Here is an 18,487-nt window from a genome sequence, read left to right as displayed (position 1 = left end):
CAGGCCGCTACCAGGTGCACACCCTCGGGAAGGCCGTCTGAGACGTCTGTGGCTGCTCTACAACGTATGTTATGCCATCCTCGACAAACGTATTGACGATCGCACCTTGCAGAACCTGTGCTTCCGTTGCCTGCTGACCAGATGCGGCATACTCATGCAGAATATACGAGGCATTGAGCAGTTCCGCTCCACAATCAATACAGAACTCGTCTCCTTCCGCATTCTGCTCGGAACCGCAGTTCCAGCAATGCAGATAGCCCTGGCGGTCGGTGACGATATAGGTATGCTCGTTCTCCGCGCCGTTCTCTACCTGCATGACTTCATAGCGACCACCAACGATCTTGCCAACTTCTAAGCCGGGAGCGGGAGTTGGATTGGGCTGCTCCGTAGCTTCGCTGTTCTGGTTCTCCTCGTTTGTTGTGGCTTCTATCTCGCCTTCGTTTGTGGTTGGCTCCACATTCTCCTCCTTATCGGGCACGACAGCGCTATCAGAATGTGCACTGCTACCCTCGTTATTCACTTCCTGTTCCGTCTGCCCGTCACCGTCTACCGCAGAAGACGTGCCGTCTGTCCGGGCGAGAGGTGGAGGAGCAGGCGGCTCTGTGCCAGTAGCCTCGGAGTGCTCATTCACAGACTCATCAGAAGCTCTGGCAGGTGCGGGTATCGTCTCTGCCTGTGTTGGCGCTTGATCAGGAGTCGAGCCAGGTCGCATCAGGATGGTGGGGGCATCAGCGATATCAGCATAACTACCACTCCCTTCATGCTCATGTTCAGTTTCCTGTTGCCAGCGCCGGGCATGAAAAGCCAGCATCTGCTGCTGCGTAAGAATCTGTGTCGGGGCCTGACTGACATCTTCCTCGTCAGCACCCCGCTGCTCATCATGAGCCTCCTGCTTCTCGGAAGCTTCCGGGCTGGAAGATGCAGAGTCATCCGTCTCAACCGGTGCAGCGTCTTGATTCGGGGCAGGTGCCGTATCTACCCGGGCAGCATTTTCAGCAGCGGAGGGAGGCGGTGGTGTTCCCTGTGTCGGATCCTGATCAGCAGTGGTTGACTGCTCTGCTGATTCTGGCTGTTCAGCCACCACCTCAACCGCCAATGGCTGGCCACAACCTTTGCAGAATTTGGCATTATCACGATTTTGTGTATGACACAACGGACAGAGCATTCCTGCCCTCCTTCTAAAGTTGTTTTTGTACACGGATAGCTTCAGCATTCTTTGGATCACGTTGCAGTGCCTCGTTCACCATCTGCCGGGCATCCGATTTCTTTTTTAAATTGATAAAACATACGGCCATCGCGCTATAGATGGCAGCGGAACGCCTATTGACTTGCAGTGCGCGACGCAGGGCACTTAAAGCATAGTTCCATTCCTTTTCCTTCATATGGGCACGTCCCAGTTCGTACCAGGCTTCCCATAAAGCGGGATCAATCTGTGTGGCCTGCCGCAGCATGGTAATCGCAGTGGGAAGTTGGTTCTTCATATCGATATAGATGCGTCCCAGTGCAACTAAGATTAACGCATGATCTGCGTTGATCTCCAATCCTCGTTTAAAGTACACTACCGCCTCACTGGTTAAGCCCTGTTCAGAGGAAACTAATCCCAGTTGATAGTAGACGGCTGGATCATCCGGGGCGGCTGCCTGCGCTTTTTTGAAGGCCGCCATGGCTAAAGGATGCAGGGCCAGATCTCGATAACACATCCCTAGTTGAAAACGGGCATCCATAGCATCAGGTTTTACACGTAAGGCTTCCTCAAAGTATTCTGCCGCATGCTTCATATTTTCGGTAAAGAGCTTTTTATCGGTCTCGCGTACTGATTGTCCATATTGCCGATAGGCGCGCCCAACATTGTAGAGAGAATCATAGGTCGAAGCGCCCTGGCTTTGTGATAGTTTGAACTGGCGAATTGCTTCGACATAGTTGCGGTTGGCCAGCGCCTGCAGGCCTGCACGATAGGCAACCATCGGATCAGTGGCGGCCGGCGTACTCACCGGGCGGGCACGAATGGCCTGGACGGGTTGGGCTGGCATACTCCCATTCGATTGCACCGGTCGGGCCTTGATCGACTGGGATTGTGTCGGCCGCGCTTGCAGCGGCTGTTGCACTGGACGAGCTTTGATCGGTTGCTGCACCGGTCGCGCCTGAATTCCGCCAACCCGTACGGGTTGCGCACGAATCTGGGGCGGCGCGATCGTTGCGCCCTGCACCAATGGCTGACCATCACGTTTACAAAATTTTGCTCCCGGCCGATTTTGAAAACCGCACTTGGGACAAATGATTCCTGCGGCCCCCGTAGAGGCTATGGTGCCGATGCCAGTCGGCACAATAATAGTTGAATTCGGTGAGAGTGCGGGAATTTGCACCGTACTGGGAGCAGCGACCTGTGGTAGACATTGCATTAAGGCTACACGCATCGCTTCGGCACTTTGAAAACGCTGGGCAGGATCTTGCTGCATCGCTTTGATAATAACCTGTTCAACAGGAGCAATGGTTTTGTTTCCCAATTGAACTGTTCTTAGACGGGGATTTTTCGCCAGGACACTGCCCTGTGGTGGGGTCTGAATGGGATCCGGTTCATAATTAGTCAGCAGGTGATACATCGTTGCACCCAGAGAATAGATGTCTGAGCGCGCATCCGTCTGCACTAACTTTCCTGGATTCTGGGCTGAACGCCGTTGACCTGGCATGGTAATCGACCCTAAATGCTCGGGGGATGCATAAGAAATGGTCCCGAGATTTTCGGTGTTGGTGCGTTTGTTAGGATCAAAACGGCGCGCAATGCCGAAGTCGATCAACTGCACCTCATCATCCTGTGAGACCATGATATTACCGGGCTTTAGATCTCGCAAAATGATGGGTGGATTACGAGTATGAATATAGGTCAGGGCTTCACAGACCTGGATCATCCATTTGACTACTTGTTGTTCTGGTAATGGACCTCTGGTCGTTTCTAAAATGTTTTCCAGACTGCGGCCAGGCACAAATTCCATCACAAAGTAATAATTGCCTCGCTCCTGAAAAGGGAGCATCAAAGCGGCAATGCGTGGATGTTTTAATCCCCTTAACAGGGCAATTTCTTTATTGAAGCGGTCAATGGCCGCTTTGCGATCTTCTTCACTTGTGTTGGGACTAATGAGCAGTTCTTTGACGGCATAATAATAGGGAGGAGTACCTGGCGGGGTTCCAATCTGTTCAACTTTATAGACGGTGCCCATACCACCTTCGCCAAGAATCTGCACAATTTTAAATTTTCCGTCAAGGACAGTACCTATTGGGAGAGCCATACAAACATTTTCTCCAAATGCGCTCAGGATAGTCAGTGGGCACTTACATGCACAACAATCGCGGAGATGTTGTCTTCTCCTCCGTTGGCATTTGCCAGGTCGATTAGTGTGTCGCAAATAAATTGCGGACTATTCTGCTCTCCAAGCGCCTTGAGCAGATCCTGGTGCCGTATCATTTCCCATAATCCATCAGAACATAACAGTAACTTGTCGCCAGGTTGAAGCACTTCATGAAATATATCTACTTCCACATGTTTATGACCTGCTCCCAATGAGCGATAAATCAAGTTCCGTTGTGGATGGGTATAGACATCTTCAGGATCAATTTGCTTCGATTCGACTAAGCGCGCGACCAGCGAATGGTCTCTGGTGACAGGGGTTAAACTGTTTCCTCGTAATAGATACGTACGACTGTCTCCAACGTTGGCAATATACGCCTGATTATTTTGAATTAATGCTGCAGTGACGGTACTACCCAGACCGCGAGCCGATGATTTTTTATCGCCATAACCCACAATAGCTTTATTGGCTTGCTGTATGGCCGACTCGAGTTGATCTCCAATTAAAGAGACGGCCTGCGTCTCAGGCAATTTCTGGGTCTTTTGCTTAGCGGCTGAATTTGCAGGGGTAGAATTAAGTTTATTGGTTTTATTGGGATCAAGGGCTGATTTTTCCAATTTGATGGTAGGTTGATCATGTACAGGTTTGAAGAAAAAATCTAATGCCTTACTGATTGTCTCTACGGCTAATCTGCTCGCCACCTCTCCTGCCTTATAGCCTCCCATGCCGTCAGCAACCACGAATAAGCCACGATCCCCATCTTCTGAAGATTCTACACGTTTATAAGCATAATCCTCATTCTGATCACGTTGTTTCCCAACATCAGTTTTATCAGCAGCAGTTAGTTTTAAATGCATATTAAATTACCTCACCCAAGCAGGAGACTCCTCTGTCCGTTACATGTCCACTATAGCATATAGGAGTATTCGTGACAATTGCAGCATGCCAACTACCATAGTTCTATAATTATTGCATGAATATGATGTACACTTCAAAGGTGTACATCACTAATACGCAATATAAAGCCCTACGGTTGTAGCGGCACGCTTTCCTGTTGGGGTGAGGCAATGGAAAAGCTGTGATCAGACGCGTTAGTGCCGTTCGTCCAGCTCTTTCTTTGAACGTGGTCGGAATTGCAGGCGGATAGCGGTTCCGCGGAAGCTAAAGGCTTCGCGCAGTCGATTCTCCAGGTACCGTTCGTATGAGAAGTGGACGGCTTCGGTGTCGTTGACAAAAAAGACGAAGGTTGGTGGATTGACACGCGCCTGGGTAGCATAGAAAATCTTGAGTGGCTTATGCCGAATCACAGTTGGACTATGGCGGCGGGTCGCATCCTGGACGATCTCGTTCAGGCGAGCGGTTGGCACGCGCAGGTAGCGCATCTCTGCGATCTTAACGGCGGCATCAAGAATCGATTTGACGTGATAGCCGGTCTTGGCCGAGGCAAACAGGATCGGCGCATACGGAATAAACTTGAGTCCTTCAGCCAGGATCTCGCGATATTCATCGGCACTATTGATCTCATCATCGGGATGGGCAAAGATGCCTTCGCGCTCAGCTTTACGCTGCTCCTGGGCCAGGTCCCATTTGTTGACAACCACGATCACGCCCTTGCTGCTCTCATGGATGGCACCCGCGATATGGGTGTCCTGCGCGGCCAGGCCTTCGGTGGCATCGAGCATCAGGATCGAGACATCACTGCGCTCAAGCGCGCGCTCCGAACGCAGCACGCTATATTTTTCGACGCCAGCACCAATGCGACCACGACGGCGAATACCGGCGGTATCCACCAGACGGATCTTCTTGCCTTCGAATTCAAAGGAGGTATCAATCGCGTCACGGGTCGTGCCAGGAACATTGCTGACGATCGAGCGCTGAGAGCCGGTGATCGCGTTAAGCAACGAGGATTTACCCACGTTTGGACGGCCAACGATCGAGATGCGGATCACATCTTCATCTTCCTCGTCCTCCATCTCGGATGCCGGAGGCAACTCTTCCACAATGCGATCCAGCAGATCACCGGTTCCTACACCCTGGATAGAAGAGATCACGATCGGCTCACCCAGACCAAGAGCATAGAACTCCACAGCATCCATGCGGCGATCTTTATTATCGGCTTTATTCGCGGCGATAATAACCGGCTTCTTGGTGTGGCGTAATTTCTGGGCCACATCTTCATCGGCGGCAGTAATACCCGAGCGCGCATCCACCATAAACACAATCACATCGGCTTCATCAATAGCCAGCTGCGCCTGTGACATCACATGGTCCATCAGATCGCCTGGCTGCCCATTCAAGCCAACATGACCAACTGGAAGACCAGAGCCCAGTTCCAGACCACCGGTATCGATCAGAGTAAAATCGCGTCCATTCCAGTCAGTGTCGCCATACAGACGATCACGGGTGGTGCCCGGCATATCTTCAACAATAGCGAGACGCTCGCCAATCATACGATTAAAAAATGTGGATTTGCCGACGTTTGGTCGGCCAACAATAGCAACAAGCGGCTTCATAAATGCCCCTCCACCCTTTCCTGGTGCAGAAAAAAATCTTATGTGCTTCAAAATCGTGAATGCCGCTTGATTGCGGCTAGCTAAGCTCACACGATTGTTTTTTTAGACTAGACCATGCAAGCTCGCCTTGCGCCGGCGATTCGCGTGGCTATTATAACATGTATCACCTGTGTGCGTTATCCCGTAGCGGCAGCCTTCACGGCTGCGACCTGTTGGCGTACCTACAAGCAACCACCACGCAACGGCACACGCTTGCCGTTGCCACCGTTGCACGTATGGACAAGCCACGTCATCACCCACGTGCCTGGGGCCATCCCCATGATGTCCAACACGATCGTACGTCGAGAAGGGGCAGAGGCAAGCGCGTGCCGTTGCCCCCGTTGCACGTACGGACAAGCCACGTCATCACCCACGTGCCTGGGGCCATCCCCATGATGTCCAACATGCGGCGTGTGCCGATCGTACGTCGAGAAGGGGCAGCGGCAAGCGCTTCCGTTGCGAACCGGGAGCTCTTCATACGCGGAACAGATCGCAGGCGAGAGGCCTGCCGCTACGGTTCGAGACAGCATGAATCAGCAATACACATGGTCGAAAGAGGAAAAATAGCGTTCTCTATAACAAATATACAGCTACCTTAGCACTACCAGAACAATTCAGATACAGAGCGACCATCGTGGATACGACTGATAGTACCTGCGATCAGTTCCGCGACCGACAGTACTGTCAGGTTAGGCAACGCATCCTGGTCAGGAGATGGAATGGAATCGGTGATCACGATCTCTTTGATCGAGGCCTTATTGAGACGTTCAATGGCCGATCCCGAGAAAATGCCATGGGTTGCACAACAGTATATATCGCGTGCCCCATTCTCTTGGACGACACGTACAGCCTGAGTTAACGAACCAGCGGTGTCGATCTCATCATCGACAATCAGAACGTTTTTACCTTCAACATTCCCAATAATGCCCATCGCTTCCGTGAGACCATTATTGCCCAGGCGGCGCTTCTCCACAATAGCCAGGGGAGCATCCAGACGGTCCGCCAGTTTGCGAGCTTTTTTAGCAAAACCTTCATCCGCCGAGACAACACTAAAATTTTGCAGATTCTTCTCCGCAAAATAGCGTGCCTGCGTGATCTGGGCGGTCAACTCATCAACGGGAATATTAAAAAAGCCCTGGATCTGCCCGGCATGCATATCCATAGTCAGGACCCGGTCAGCGCCCGCAACGGTAATACAGTCCGCGATCAAGCGCGCTGTAATCGGAACCCGCGGCTGGTCTTTCTTGTCGGTCCGTCCATAGGCATAATACGGAATCACCGCCGTTATGCGTGCCGCCGATGCGCGTTTCAAGGCATCCAGCATGATCAGCAATTCCATAATTGAGCGATTGACGGGCGTACTGAACGGTTGAATCACAAAGACATCACGACCACGTACGTTTTCGTTAATCTTCACAAAAATATTTTCATTGCTAAATTGAAACACATCTGCATCGCCCAAGGGGATGCGCAGATGTCGACAGATAGCTGCCGCGAGCGGACGGTTTGCGTTCCCGCTGAAGATACTCAAGTCGTCCAAAATGCACCTCCTGGTAGCAAAAAGTATATCACATTGCCAGCAGGTGTGATAGCTTTCTCCTCAACTGAGCGGTTGAATGAAGGTGCGGCCGGACTGAATGCAGTCCTATTTAAAAATCGATCGACGATTCAGATATCCAGGCCTGGCGATGATTATAGTTGATTTCATACCAATCATCGTCATGATCCTGCACACTCAGGCCTGAAACAAAGGTGGCTCCTTTCGGGGCATCTCCAATCTGGTATTTATCGTCTGTTCCTGGTTGACTATAGATCTTGCTATTGTCGGTGAGCAAGACCACCATACCTGTGCCACCACGATTGATTGAGCGAGCGGGGAGGGCCAGCCAGACCTGACGGGCACTATTGCGATGGCTGGATTTCTTGTCCCGCAGATGTGTCTCCAGGCCATACCAGATCTGGTACATACGCAGGCCAGTGCCGGCCTTATCAAGGGTAAAATTGGTATAAGCATAGCTGATTCCAGCCTCAATATTATTCGTTTCATCCGTAGCATCATTACCCGCGCGGGGTGCCAGCGCTGAATGGGTGCTGGGACCGGTATAGAGGGGAAAGAAATTATAGTTACTGGCCGTCTCACGTCCATGTCTTCCCAGCGGCACACGGCCCTTCTCAGAACTGACCGTAATCATCTTTGTGCTCATGCCCATATTGCGGGGATAGGCCACGCCAGCGGCATTGATCAAACTAAAATAATAGCCCCAGAGCCAGTAAGGTCCTGGATCGACGTGATTGGGCATCAATGCGACCGTTGGCGCCGGGACGGATCCATGGCCGATAACGTGTGCTCGATCAAGAGGGATATGATATTTCTTCAGCAGATAGGCCGTTAATTTTGCCGAAGCCAGATACTGGGTCGCGTTATACCATTGGTAGCCTGTGGCGGCATAACCAGTGTGCTCAATACCAACTGCGCGCTGATTATACCAGTAATTGCCAAAGTGATAGCCGATATCATTATCATGCAGCGTCTGATAGACGGTGCCATCACTACTCACAATATAATGCACACTGATCGTACTTTTCACATTGTGCATATAATTGAGGGCATCCATAGCGCTCCCCTCAATATCATGGATACCCACAAAGGTGACCGGATACTCTTTTGGCCGTTTGGCACCTTCATAGTTGCAGGGAGCTTTATCGGGCACACGATTGCAATCAAATTTTTTCGCATTCACAATACAATTAATGGCACCTGGATAATCCGTTTTGCCGGTATGGGCACACCCTTTGGGAAGCGCAGGCTGCCATGGCTGTAGTCTGGCCAGCGCACCAATTGGACTATGTCCAAAGACCTTTGGCCGCACGTTTTGTGGCTGCAAAAGAATCAACTCGCCATTATCGGCCGTGGCAGTAAAGCCCTGCTGCACTATTTTATAGACAGCATCCGCATACATCTCCGCCACATCAGGGGTTGAAGCGCCACTATAAACGCCCAGCACCGTGTACCAGGAATCCAGAGAACGAGAAGAACCGGCAACGAGCCGCATATCATCGCGCAAGACAGCGGCACCGCCACGAATATTCGTGGCTAGATCCGTTTTCAACAGTTCCTGGCTGACCTTTAAATCTTTTGCGGCCATAGCCAGGGTGGCCTGACTGCCATGCGCCAGCAGATGCATACAACCATACCCATCATCAATGCTGGGAGTACCACCATGATTACTTAAGCGACCTTCCAGATAACACAATGCCTTCAAAATTGGAGCGGGCACCTCAAACTCATGCGCGGACTGCTCAAAAACCTGCTCAATACTACTCATCGCATAAGCCGCCTGCATAGGACGAGGCCACAGACCGTTACCAACACTACTCATCAGCAGAATCACAATCAGGAGAAACAAAAGAGAAGAGCGATATGTTTTGAAATGATAGTGTATGGGCATAAAGAAGTTCTTTCTCTGCTACTGCACAGCATCACATCTGGAGAACAAAAAAGCACTAACACTACCATTATGAGAATCGCAAAAAAATTATAGCGGAGCCAATTTCCTGGAGGATAGATGAATGCGAATGCAGAGAAGCCATATCTGGATCGGGCTTGCCTGCGCTGGCAATGATCCGGATATGGCTTCAGAGCAATAAAAAGACAAAAAAGTCCATGGGTTAACTTGCGGGCTCTTCTGGACTGGAGATAAGTATGCTGAGAAAACGGCGGACCGCCCAGAAGATGAGCCAGTAGATGAGCATGGCGATCAAGGTTGACCACTCAAACTCCTGGCCACCACGAATCTTTAATGAATTAACGATCGTGGCAAAGGGAAACATCACGATGTCGGTTAATGAATACAGGAAACCGACAAAGAGATTTGACTGAAGGGCTCCGATCAATTTCAAGAAAAAACGAATGATCAGTGTCACTTCCAGCACGACTAGAAACCATTGCAGAAAATCGTTGAGTTTCCCAATGGCATAGCGAACTGTACGGGCCTCTTCCTGACGTGCCTCGGCATTCTCGACTTCCTGGACCGTCTCTGCTGGCAACGGTGCAGCCGTCGATGGTGGCGCAGATCTGGGTGGCAGATCTGCCATGCGCTCACGCTGGGGTAGCACATCAGTCGGTGGGACACGGTTTGGTTCGTCTGGATATGGATTATTGCGCATCCTGCAATCCTCTCATAGCATGACCAGCCACGATTCAGCGATGTGCATGATCGTCTGGCAAGATAGTCAAGCTCGTTTAAACGCGTAAGGTTGACACATGCATTTCAAACTCCTGAATACCGCTAGTAATACAAGCAGCATTCACGATGGCTTTTCCATGGCATGCCGATCTTGTCAAAATTATAACATTCTTTTTTGTTGTGATGCTATGGTTTCACTCTTGTTAAGAGTATAACGCCATCGGCCTGTGCAATAGGCTTAAATTCTCCACTGCGCTGTATCTGATTTAATACATCCAAAAAGTTATCTGAATAACTTTTGTTTTCTGGGGAGGCATTATCCAGGTCCACGATGACGTAATCAACGATTTTATCCTGACCACGGGTAAAGGTTGCGACCGTTAGTTCAGGAAAAACTGTCACATAACGTCTCTCCGTGAGATGTGGATTAATATTACCGCCAGCTGAAACAACCGCGTCCGGTGGAATCATGTCCAGTAGCTGCTGAATATGCTGCTCACGCGGGCCGGGACGATGGTCCGCGATAAAGCTGTTCAGCAATGGCCAGATCACAACAATATTTAATACGATCATGCAGACAAACCAGACGGAGAGCACGCCTTGCAATCCGGATGCGGGAAGCCAGCGTGCCAGGTTTTTCATGCGTTCTTGCAGCAGTTGGCCGCGACGCTGCAAGCTGGCACGCACTCGCGCCAGGTGCAAACGCTGGACCAGGAATTGCCAGCCGCGTCTGAGCCAGTTGACCAGTCGGAGCACAACCGAACGCAGTAGCTTGAAGAGGGCGACACTGCCTGGTATTGGCTTGCCAGCAGCATGAGTGGTACGCCCCAGCACAACATCCTCGCGATAAAGCTCTTGTTCGGCATCCTCTCCCCGTAAACCATACCAGTAGAGATAGAGTCGCCGGGCACCGTGAATGGCCGCAATGATCACAAAAGGAATGATCGCGGCATGATAGTGATAGACACCATTGTGCTGAAACGAGTCCGCCGTGAGCAGATTAATCGCCAGCGAGGGGATCGTTGGGATCAACCACTCAGGTGCCAGCAGGGCCAGAAAGCCAGTACTGCGCAGCAGTCCAGCCAGATAATAAAGCCGATCCAGGGTCACCAGCACACCAAAAATAATCCAGGGATGGCCCAGGATATTCACGATCGCCGCAGCCGGACTCGTTCCCAGAGCTTCGTAGCGATACCAGTAATTATCCTGCTGCGCTCCCACGTTGTAATGTGGTTTGATCACCAGAAACGCCACAAGCGTCCAGACCAAACCACCAATAAAGATAACAGTGCCCAGACGCGGAATGCGATACTTCCAGATCGCCACCAGGGCCAGCAGCGCAACGACAGCGCCCATTTCCTCTTTACAAATGGCGACCAGGACACAGAGAATGACAAACCAGACATAGCGTCGATAGGTCAGGGCCAGTACGGCATACAGAAGCAGGGGAGTAACCAATGAGAGCGGATGAAAGTCGAAGAGATTTTCACCCAGGACCGCTGGCGCTAAAAGATAGCCGAGCGCCATCAAAGGAGCGATCAGGGGCAGCGTGGGCAGCGATTTACGCGCCAGTAAGAAGACCGGCAACGCGCCCGCCGCCAGCATCACCGTCTGGAAGATCAGCAGGATGCGTGGATCAGCGCCAAACGCATACAGGCCCGCCAGCAACAGAAAGATCGGCTCAACATGCTGCGCCAGCCGAATCGGAGCACCATACCAGTTATCAGAGTGATTAGTAAATTCAAACAGATGGCCATGCAGCGTATTCCAGGTCGCCTGGTCCATATTTCCCAGGTCAAAACCCGTAGCCTTAAAGACATCGTAGCGCAAGATTGATTGATCACCCAGGATAAGTACATAGGCTATCACCATCAATGCCAGCAATAACCAGGCAAGACGCTTTTGTGACAGGAAAGAAAAGTATGAACCAGAACTTAAACGTTTTATCATCTTCATCTCAAAAATATACGCAGACATGCCTCAGTCTGAATTATCCGGCACGCACAATCCTCTGGCACCAGATTTTTCAGCGTGATATATGCCTTCACCGGCGCTAGCTTCAAATCGCTATCACCGCATTATAGACACCTACAGCGACAAGAATCATAATCACCCAGACAATCACAAACTCCGGCCAGCTTCCGGTACGAAAGCGCCAATGGGAATTGGGTGGAAAACCATAGCGCTGCTTATGAGGCCAGAGCAAAGGCACACCACCCAGTGTGAGTGCATCCGCCGCGATATGGAAAATACAGCCAAACAGCACCCCAAAGAAGAACGTATGTGAGCTGGTGACAAAATTTGCCGGAAATTGATAGCCTCGTAATTCCAGCAAGTAGCTTACCACTCGTTCCAGACCAATGGCAAGCAATGATCCAAAGGCCAGTCCTAATAAGCTATGGAAAAAAGTTCGATGTCCCGCGAGCCGCTGGATACTTTTACTGATGACGCCCAGCTTTTGTCCTAAGGTACTACGTGCGTTATCAATATCCGGCAACAAAGCGCCAAAACCAACCGCAAAATAATAGACACCTTTATCCACTAAAAGATTCAAAGAAACATCGTGCGCACCCGTCAATGGCGGACCACTCAGGTGAAACATACTGTCTATGACTACGCCCGCGGCGAGGCCAACTAAAAGATGAGAGCGACCTTGCATGTAGCATCCTTTCAATTGCGAGAATATCGATACTTCAGGGAAATTGTATGGTGCTCCACGATAACTGTCAACTACCCACCACGTCCCGGCCGCGACCTCTCCCGCAGCGCTTGCCGCTACGACCTCTTGACGTTTGAGCACACATCGCTCATGCCTTGCATGCTTCCTCTTGCCTTTGCAAGCGCTGCCGGTACTGTTTATTCTTTGGGGACGGTTTATTCTTCGAGAGGGGGGAGGCCGACGTAGATGGATTCGCCTTCGATTTTGACTGTGTAGGTATAAAGGTCCTGGCGGGCGGGTCCGCGTAGTACTTTGCCGGTGCGTACGTCGAAGCGGGCAAGGTGCCAGGGACAGGTGATGGCGCATCCATCAAACTCTCCCTGGTTGAGTGGTCCGCTGATGTGGGTGCAGTTGTCGGTGAAGGCGTAGACACCATCTTCCAGTTTGACGAGGCAGATGGGTTCGCCATCCACTTCGATTGGATAGAGTTTGCCTTCGTTCAGGTCGTTCATTTCAGCAACTTTATAAAATTCTTCAGACATACCTTGTTTTTTTCTAGCCTCTACTCGTCTTCATCTTCCTGTGGTTGTTCGAGGCCCGCAATGGCCAGGCCGCGATGCAGGACACGTAAGCCTAAAAAGGCGCATTTGGTCCGGGCAGGACTGATCGGAATGCCCAGAGCTTCCAGCACGTCTTCTTTTCCCAGGGCTATGACTTCTTCGAGCGTCTTGCCTTCGATCATTTCAGATAACATGGATGCAGATGCCTGACTGATAGCACAGCCACGGCCCTGAATGCGTACTTCTGTGACGCGATCACCTTCAATCTGCAAATCCATTCCCAATTGATCACCACAGAGGGGATTGGAATCCTCACAGTGTACATCTGGATGCTCCAGTGTGCCATAATTACGTGGATCTCGATAGTGGTCCAGAATATATTCGCGATAATCCATCGACATAGATAGGCCCCCCCTTTTTCCTCGTGCAATTTCCTATGGTTTTAGCAGCATAGGTTTTCTAAAAGCGAAAGATGTGTTGCGCTTTTTGTAATCCTTGTACTAATATATCAATTTCTTCTTTGGATGTGTAGATATAAAAACTGGCTCGTGCCGTGGCGGCCAGATCGTAGCGCTCCATCAGCGGCTGGGCACAGTGGTGGCCAGCACGAATCGCTACGCCAACTTCCTGGTCCAGGATCGAGGCCAGGTCGTGGGGATGGATGTCTGCCAGCGTAAAGGAGACGACACCACCACGCTGATCGGCCTCTGGACCATAGATGGTCAGGCCAGGTACGGCCTTGAGGGCGTCCAGGGCATAGCTGGTGATCTCGCGCTCATGCTGCCTGACATTATCCATGCCAAGTGCGTTCAGGTAATCGATTGCGGCCCCAAAGCCGATCGCCTCGGCAATGGCCGGTGTGCCCGCCTCAAATTTCCAGGGCAGGTCGTTCCAGGTGGATTCGCGCAATTTGACGGTGCGAATCATATCACCACCACCCATAAATGGCGGCATGGCTTCTAAGAGAGCTTTCTTTCCATAAAGGACACCGATACCGGTTGGTCCGAGCATCTTATGGGCACTGAAACACAGAAAGTCAGCGTCCAGAGCCTGCACATCGACTGGAAGATGCGGCACGCTTTGCGCGGCGTCTACCATCGTAATCGCGCCTGCGGCATGCGCCTGGGCGATCATTTCGTGGATAGGATTGATGGTGCCGAGCACATTGGACATATGCGTGAAGGCTACCAGTTTGGGCTGCTGTCGCAGCAGATCGGCATAGACATCCAGTTGGAGCAAGCCATCATCGGTCACCGGCACAAACTCTAAGCGTGCACCGGTGCGCTGTGCCAGTAATTGCCAGGGAACCAGATTGCTGTGGTGCTCCATTTCGGTCAGGATGATCAGATCGCCGCTGGAGATATTGGCACTCCCCCAGGTATGGGCGACCAGATTGATGCTCTCGGTGGTATTGCGGGTAAAGATAATTTGTTTGCTCTGACGCGCATTAATAAAGCGGGCAATCTTGACGCGCGCCTTCTCCATACCAGCCGTGGCTTCCTCACTGACCAGATAGACACCGCGATGCACGTTTGCATTATGCTGATGGTAATATTCATTCATGGCCGTGAGCACTGCTGTAGGCTTCTGCGAACTGGCTGTGCTGTCAAGATAAATAAAAGGCTTGCCATGGACCTGACGCGCAAGAATCGGAAAATCCTGGCGTATCTCTGCCAGGCTACGGCCAGATTGAGTGGAATGGACGGTGGTAGCGGGCGTCGTATTATCGGATGTAAGCATAGAGCTGAAACCCCTATTGTTTCTCGATAGAGGAGGGACAAGAAACAAGGAAGGAGGGGTACAATGGTAACCATACCGGGCAGCGATCTCGCAACCGCCCCCGGTATAAGTTACTTACAGCTTCAACTTGTAATTGCCCTCAACAGGTTATACATAGATACTGTATTAGTATTCCGCAAGTTTGATTTCATCATCCTCGGGATTGCCGTCCAGACTGATAGCATGCTCATCAACGCCTTCAATCTCCCAGCGCTCTTGCGCATCGACCCAGGTGTCGGCCTCGGTCTCGTAGGCACCACTCATACGACTGATGATGCTACGGCGCAGGCGAACACGCAGATTCTCGACCGGGATACGTTGTAGCACCGGCTCAAAGAATCCCTGTACGATGATGCGCTCAGCTTCCGGTCGGGCAATACCACGAACCATCAGATAGAAGAGCTGCTCTTCGTCGATCTGGCCAGTGGTGGCACCATGGCTGGCGCTGACCTCGTTGGCGGAGATCTCCAGTCCTGGAATAAACTCACCACGTGCCTTCTTGCTCAATAAGAGACCATGCGCGGACAAGAAGGATGCGGTCTGCTGTGCGTGTGGGCGCACACGAATCATGCCATCGAACTCAACGCGGGAACGATCGGTGAGCACACCTTTAACCAGGGTCTCGGCATTGGTTGAAAGACCAATGTGATCTGACAGGGTATTGATTGTATAGCGCTGATCATGGTCGGTGAAAAAGACCCCTACCACTTCGCCGGCGCTACCGTTGCCCTGCAAACCAGCTCCCATGGTCGCCAGAGTAACTTTCGCACCCAGGTCAGCCAGCACAAACGTGACACTGGCATCGTTGTCGAAGATCGCATTCTTATTGGTAATGTTCCAGATATTCTGGCCCAGGTCCTGAAGATTGCTGAACTCGACACGGGCCTCACGTTTAGCGAAGACCTCAACCACATCACTGAGTAAAGAAGGAATGTCGCCTTCAACCGTGGAGTTATATTCCTCCACGAAGCGTACGCTACTCTGCTCTTCCGCAATAATCAATGAATGCGAGAAAACCGCGGCCTGGGGATGACTGACCCACAGTTGTGCCAGAACTGGCTGCTCGATCTCTACACCCTTAGGAATATAGAGAAAGAAACCACCGGTCCAGAACGCAGCATGTAAAGCGGTGTATTTACTGCTCGCGACAGGCACACAACGCGTCATAAAGTGCTCGCGCACCAGTTCAGGATGCTCACGCACCGCTGTATCCAGATCGGTCAGCACAACACCTTGCTGCTTGAGCTCCGGGCTCAACTCGGTATGAAAGACCGTGGAGTCCCGCTGCACAATCAGTCCAGAACGCTCATTGACCAGAGAAGCCTGGAGTGAGTTCTTGATCACCTCTGGCAGGACCGCATCTTTATCAGCAAGTGTAAAAGCCTGTAACTGCTGATAATCAAAGCCAGCAACGGCTCTTAGCGTACCCAGATCGCCGCGACGACCCAGAGGAGCTGGTGTATTTTCGTAGGTTTCCCATGCCTGTAGACGCAACTGTAGCATCCACTCAGGCTCCCCCTTGTGACGCGACAGCTCTTCTATCGCTGCACGGGAAAACCCTGGAGCCAAAGTATTAAGCATCAACAGTCTCCTCATTTACTTCTTCAACTGGGCGCAGCCACTCGTAGCCTTTTTCCTCAAGCTCCAGAGCCAGCTCACGACCGCCTGACTTCACAATCCGGCCATTAAACATGACATGGACATGGTCAGGTTTGATGTAGTTCAGCATGCGCTGATAGTGCGTAATCAACAGGATACCCAGGTTGGGTCCGGTTAAAGCGTTGACGCTCTCAGAAACGATGCGCAGCGCATCGATATCCAGACCAGAGTCTGTCTCGTCCATCAGAGCAATCTCAGGCTCAAGCAGAGCCATCTGCAGAATTTCAGCGCGCTTCTTCTCACCACCGGAGAAGCCATCATTGATGGAGCGATTGATAAAGCTATTATCAACGCGCAGCAGTTTCATTTTCGCCTGCAGCAACTTGCGGAACTCACCGGGGGGAACAGCACGGCGCTTGCCCATCTTACCGGTAGGATTGTCGCCCTCTTCAAGAGGCTTGTTGCCTTCGCGGACAGCTTCCAGGGAGCGGCGCAAGAAGTTAGCCACACTCACACCTGGAATAGACATTGGATACTGGAATGCCAGGAAGAGGCGCATGCGAGCACGACGATCCGGAGAATACTCCAGGATGTTCTCGCCTTTAAACCAGATTTCACCTTCAGTTACTTCGTATTTTGGATTACCCATAATAACGTTCGACAAGGTGCTTTTACCGGATCCATTAGGACCCATCAATGCGTGTATCTCACCCTGTCGCACTGTAAGGTTAACACCACGCAAAATCGGTTTGCCTTCAATATTGGCATGGAGATTTTTAATTACAAGTTCAGATGCCATATACCTAAAAAAACCTTCCTTTATGGTAAGGGACGAACTTTAGTTTCGCCATCCTTAGCAGGTAGACAGAGTTCCTGCGAACCCAGGCCTACATGAATATCAGAGAGTGCAATAAATTGTGCGGCAGTACCTTGCTCACTCAAAGAGACCGCTGCCAGTTCAGCTAGAGTCATAGAATCTAGCGTCTGCGCAACGGCATCGCGCACTTTTGTCCAGAGATATTTCGTTTTACAGGCGTCAATGAAATTACAAACCTGCGTCATTTCTCCTTCTGTCGCACAAATCATTGGAGCAATAGGCCCTTCCAGAACACGTACCACTTCACCCATCGTAATGTCTGCGGGGTCGCGACTAAGTTTATAGCCGCCATGTGCACCACGTGTACTTACCACAAGTGGGGGCTCAGCTTCTCGCAACAACTTTACCAGTTGCTCTAAATAAGCTAACGGTAACGTTTCGGACTGAGAAATATCGGTAAGAGAGCGAGGACGACCACCATAGTGACGGGCAAGGTCAACCATGATTCTTACACCATATTCACCTTTTGTGGACACACGTAACATGATGGTCTCTCCCTTCTCGCGTATCGCCATGGTCATATCATTAATTAATCCGACCTGTTCACTAGGATATATTCTAGCACTTGAAGAGGGAGAGCGTCAACTACTGATCGCCACAAGCTCCCGTACCGGCATGTACGAGCGATCTTCCCGGTGTACCGGCAGCGCTTGTCGCTAATACATTTCGTTTAAGGAGATAAACTCAACAGTATGGCGTGGCGTCGTGTACGTGGAGAGGGCGCCACACGCGGAGGCCGCCCTGCTGCTTTTGCGCAGGCCAGCGTGCAAGAAGGACTCGCAGGGCTGTGGCGCCTACAGGGATCGTGGGTGCCATGCTGTTGCTTGCTCGCCCAGCAACGCTCTGGGAGAGCGCGTGGATCCTCCCGGTACCTTCTCGAAGAGGATCACGAAACAGGATTCGTCTCGGGGTAGGCGCCACAGGCATGCG

General features: G+C 51.4%; 16 protein-coding genes. All 16 read right to left on the bottom strand.

The annotated features are described in order from the left end of the window. Positions 1 to 7: 7 nt before the first annotated feature. Positions 8 to 1,165: a zinc ribbon domain-containing protein gene (locus tag KDW_RS11340; protein WP_151756053.1), complete on the bottom strand. Its 1,158-nt coding sequence runs from the start codon at positions 1,163 to 1,165 to the stop codon at positions 8 to 10. A gap of 13 nt (positions 1,166 to 1,178) precedes the next feature. Next, positions 1,179 to 3,284: a protein kinase domain-containing protein gene (locus tag KDW_RS11335; protein ID WP_151756052.1), complete on the bottom strand. Its 2,106-nt coding sequence runs from the start codon at positions 3,282 to 3,284 to the stop codon at positions 1,179 to 1,181. A 32-nt stretch (positions 3,285 to 3,316) separates the two neighbouring features. Next, positions 3,317 to 4,201 carry a PP2C family protein-serine/threonine phosphatase gene (locus KDW_RS11330; protein WP_151756051.1) on the bottom strand — a complete coding sequence of 295 codons (885 nt, stop codon included), beginning with the start codon at positions 4,199 to 4,201 and terminating at the stop codon, positions 3,317 to 3,319. Between the two features lie 234 nt (positions 4,202 to 4,435). Continuing rightward, complete coding sequence (gene der, locus KDW_RS11325; RefSeq protein WP_151756050.1) at positions 4,436 to 5,857, bottom strand: ribosome biogenesis GTPase Der; 1,422 nt, start codon at positions 5,855 to 5,857, stop codon at positions 4,436 to 4,438. Positions 5,858 to 6,497: 640 nt separating this feature from the next. Next, entirely contained in the window at positions 6,498 to 7,436 is a 939-nt protein-coding gene (locus KDW_RS11315; RefSeq protein WP_151756048.1) for a ribose-phosphate diphosphokinase, read from the bottom strand. Positions 7,437 to 7,545: 109 nt separating this feature from the next. Continuing rightward, positions 7,546 to 9,345, bottom strand: a complete 1,800-nt coding sequence (locus tag KDW_RS11310; protein ID WP_151756047.1) for an N-acetylmuramoyl-L-alanine amidase — start codon at positions 9,343 to 9,345, stop codon at positions 7,546 to 7,548. 220 nt (positions 9,346 to 9,565) lie between these two features. Beyond that, positions 9,566 to 10,063, bottom strand: coding sequence for a YggT family protein (locus KDW_RS11305; protein WP_151756046.1), 498 nt, complete (start codon positions 10,061 to 10,063; stop codon positions 9,566 to 9,568). 206 nt (positions 10,064 to 10,269) lie between these two features. Beyond that, entirely contained in the window at positions 10,270 to 12,033 is a 1,764-nt protein-coding gene (locus KDW_RS11300; protein ID WP_162005145.1) for a DUF2079 domain-containing protein, read from the bottom strand. A gap of 109 nt (positions 12,034 to 12,142) precedes the next feature. Continuing rightward, positions 12,143 to 12,742 carry a metal-dependent hydrolase gene (locus KDW_RS11295; protein WP_151756044.1) on the bottom strand — a complete coding sequence of 200 codons (600 nt, stop codon included), beginning with the start codon at positions 12,740 to 12,742 and terminating at the stop codon, positions 12,143 to 12,145. A gap of 215 nt (positions 12,743 to 12,957) precedes the next feature. After that, the gene (locus KDW_RS11290) at positions 12,958 to 13,284 is read right to left on the bottom strand and encodes a Rieske (2Fe-2S) protein (RefSeq protein WP_151756043.1); all 327 of its coding nucleotides are present in this window, start codon (positions 13,282 to 13,284) and stop codon (positions 12,958 to 12,960) included. A gap of 20 nt (positions 13,285 to 13,304) precedes the next feature. Next, positions 13,305 to 13,703 (bottom strand): Fe-S cluster assembly sulfur transfer protein SufU, encoded by a 399-nt coding sequence (gene sufU / locus KDW_RS11285; protein ID WP_151756042.1) that lies wholly within the window; start codon positions 13,701 to 13,703, stop codon positions 13,305 to 13,307. 58 nt (positions 13,704 to 13,761) lie between these two features. Continuing rightward, a complete protein-coding gene (locus KDW_RS11280; RefSeq protein WP_151756041.1) occupies positions 13,762 to 15,042 on the bottom strand; it encodes a cysteine desulfurase in 1,281 nt (426 codons plus the stop codon). 165 nt (positions 15,043 to 15,207) lie between these two features. Continuing rightward, positions 15,208 to 16,662 (bottom strand): Fe-S cluster assembly protein SufD, encoded by a 1,455-nt coding sequence (sufD, locus tag KDW_RS11275; protein WP_162005144.1) that lies wholly within the window; start codon positions 16,660 to 16,662, stop codon positions 15,208 to 15,210. Beyond that, on the bottom strand, positions 16,655 to 17,479 hold the full coding sequence (gene sufC, locus KDW_RS11270; protein WP_151756039.1) for a Fe-S cluster assembly ATPase SufC: 825 nt from the start codon (positions 17,477 to 17,479) through the stop codon (positions 16,655 to 16,657). Before sufC ends, sufD begins: the two co-directional genes overlap by 8 nt. A 20-nt stretch (positions 17,480 to 17,499) precedes the next feature. Further along, positions 17,500 to 18,042 (bottom strand): RrF2 family transcriptional regulator, encoded by a 543-nt coding sequence (locus KDW_RS11265; protein WP_151756038.1) that lies wholly within the window; start codon positions 18,040 to 18,042, stop codon positions 17,500 to 17,502. Positions 18,043 to 18,241: 199 nt separating this feature from the next. Further along, a complete protein-coding gene (locus KDW_RS11260; RefSeq protein WP_151756037.1) occupies positions 18,242 to 18,484 on the bottom strand; it encodes a hypothetical protein in 243 nt (80 codons plus the stop codon). Positions 18,485 to 18,487: the final 3 nt, after the last annotated feature.

Origin of the sequence: Dictyobacter vulcani (assembly GCF_008974265.1) — a bacterium.
GTDB lineage: Bacteria > Chloroflexota > Ktedonobacteria > Ktedonobacterales > Ktedonobacteraceae > Dictyobacter > Dictyobacter vulcani.
The sequence above is the reverse complement of the archived record's forward strand: the minus strand, read 5'-3'. Positions and strand labels throughout refer to the sequence as shown.

What these genes read in the sequence shown, in the direction of transcription:
- KDW_RS11340 (WP_151756053.1), bottom strand. Translation starts at nt 1,165, where the DNA reads ATGCTCTGTCCGTTGTGTCATACACAAAATCGTGATAATGCCAAATTC.
- KDW_RS11335 (WP_151756052.1), bottom strand. Translation starts at nt 3,284, where the DNA reads ATGGCTCTCCCAATAGGTACTGTCCTTGACGGAAAATTTAAAATTGTG.
- KDW_RS11330 (WP_151756051.1), bottom strand. Translation starts at nt 4,201, where the DNA reads ATGCATTTAAAACTAACTGCTGCTGATAAAACTGATGTTGGGAAACAA.
- der (WP_151756050.1), bottom strand. Translation starts at nt 5,857, where the DNA reads ATGAAGCCGCTTGTTGCTATTGTTGGCCGACCAAACGTCGGCAAATCC.
- KDW_RS11310 (WP_151756047.1), bottom strand. Translation starts at nt 9,345, where the DNA reads ATGCCCATACACTATCATTTCAAAACATATCGCTCTTCTCTTTTGTTT.
- KDW_RS11305 (WP_151756046.1), bottom strand. Translation starts at nt 10,063, where the DNA reads ATGCGCAATAATCCATATCCAGACGAACCAAACCGTGTCCCACCGACT.
- KDW_RS11300 (WP_162005145.1), bottom strand. Translation starts at nt 12,033, where the DNA reads ATGATAAAACGTTTAAGTTCTGGTTCATACTTTTCTTTCCTGTCACAA.
- KDW_RS11295 (WP_151756044.1), bottom strand. Translation starts at nt 12,742, where the DNA reads ATGCAAGGTCGCTCTCATCTTTTAGTTGGCCTCGCCGCGGGCGTAGTC.
- KDW_RS11290 (WP_151756043.1), bottom strand. Translation starts at nt 13,284, where the DNA reads ATGTCTGAAGAATTTTATAAAGTTGCTGAAATGAACGACCTGAACGAA.
- sufU (WP_151756042.1), bottom strand. Translation starts at nt 13,703, where the DNA reads ATGTCGATGGATTATCGCGAATATATTCTGGACCACTATCGAGATCCA.
- KDW_RS11280 (WP_151756041.1), bottom strand. Translation starts at nt 15,042, where the DNA reads ATGCTTACATCCGATAATACGACGCCCGCTACCACCGTCCATTCCACT.
- sufD (WP_162005144.1), bottom strand. Translation starts at nt 16,662, where the DNA reads ATGCTTAATACTTTGGCTCCAGGGTTTTCCCGTGCAGCGATAGAAGAG.
- sufC (WP_151756039.1), bottom strand. Translation starts at nt 17,479, where the DNA reads ATGGCATCTGAACTTGTAATTAAAAATCTCCATGCCAATATTGAAGGC.
- KDW_RS11265 (WP_151756038.1), bottom strand. Translation starts at nt 18,042, where the DNA reads ATGTTACGTGTGTCCACAAAAGGTGAATATGGTGTAAGAATCATGGTT.
- KDW_RS11260 (WP_151756037.1), bottom strand. Translation starts at nt 18,484, where the DNA reads ATGCCTGTGGCGCCTACCCCGAGACGAATCCTGTTTCGTGATCCTCTT.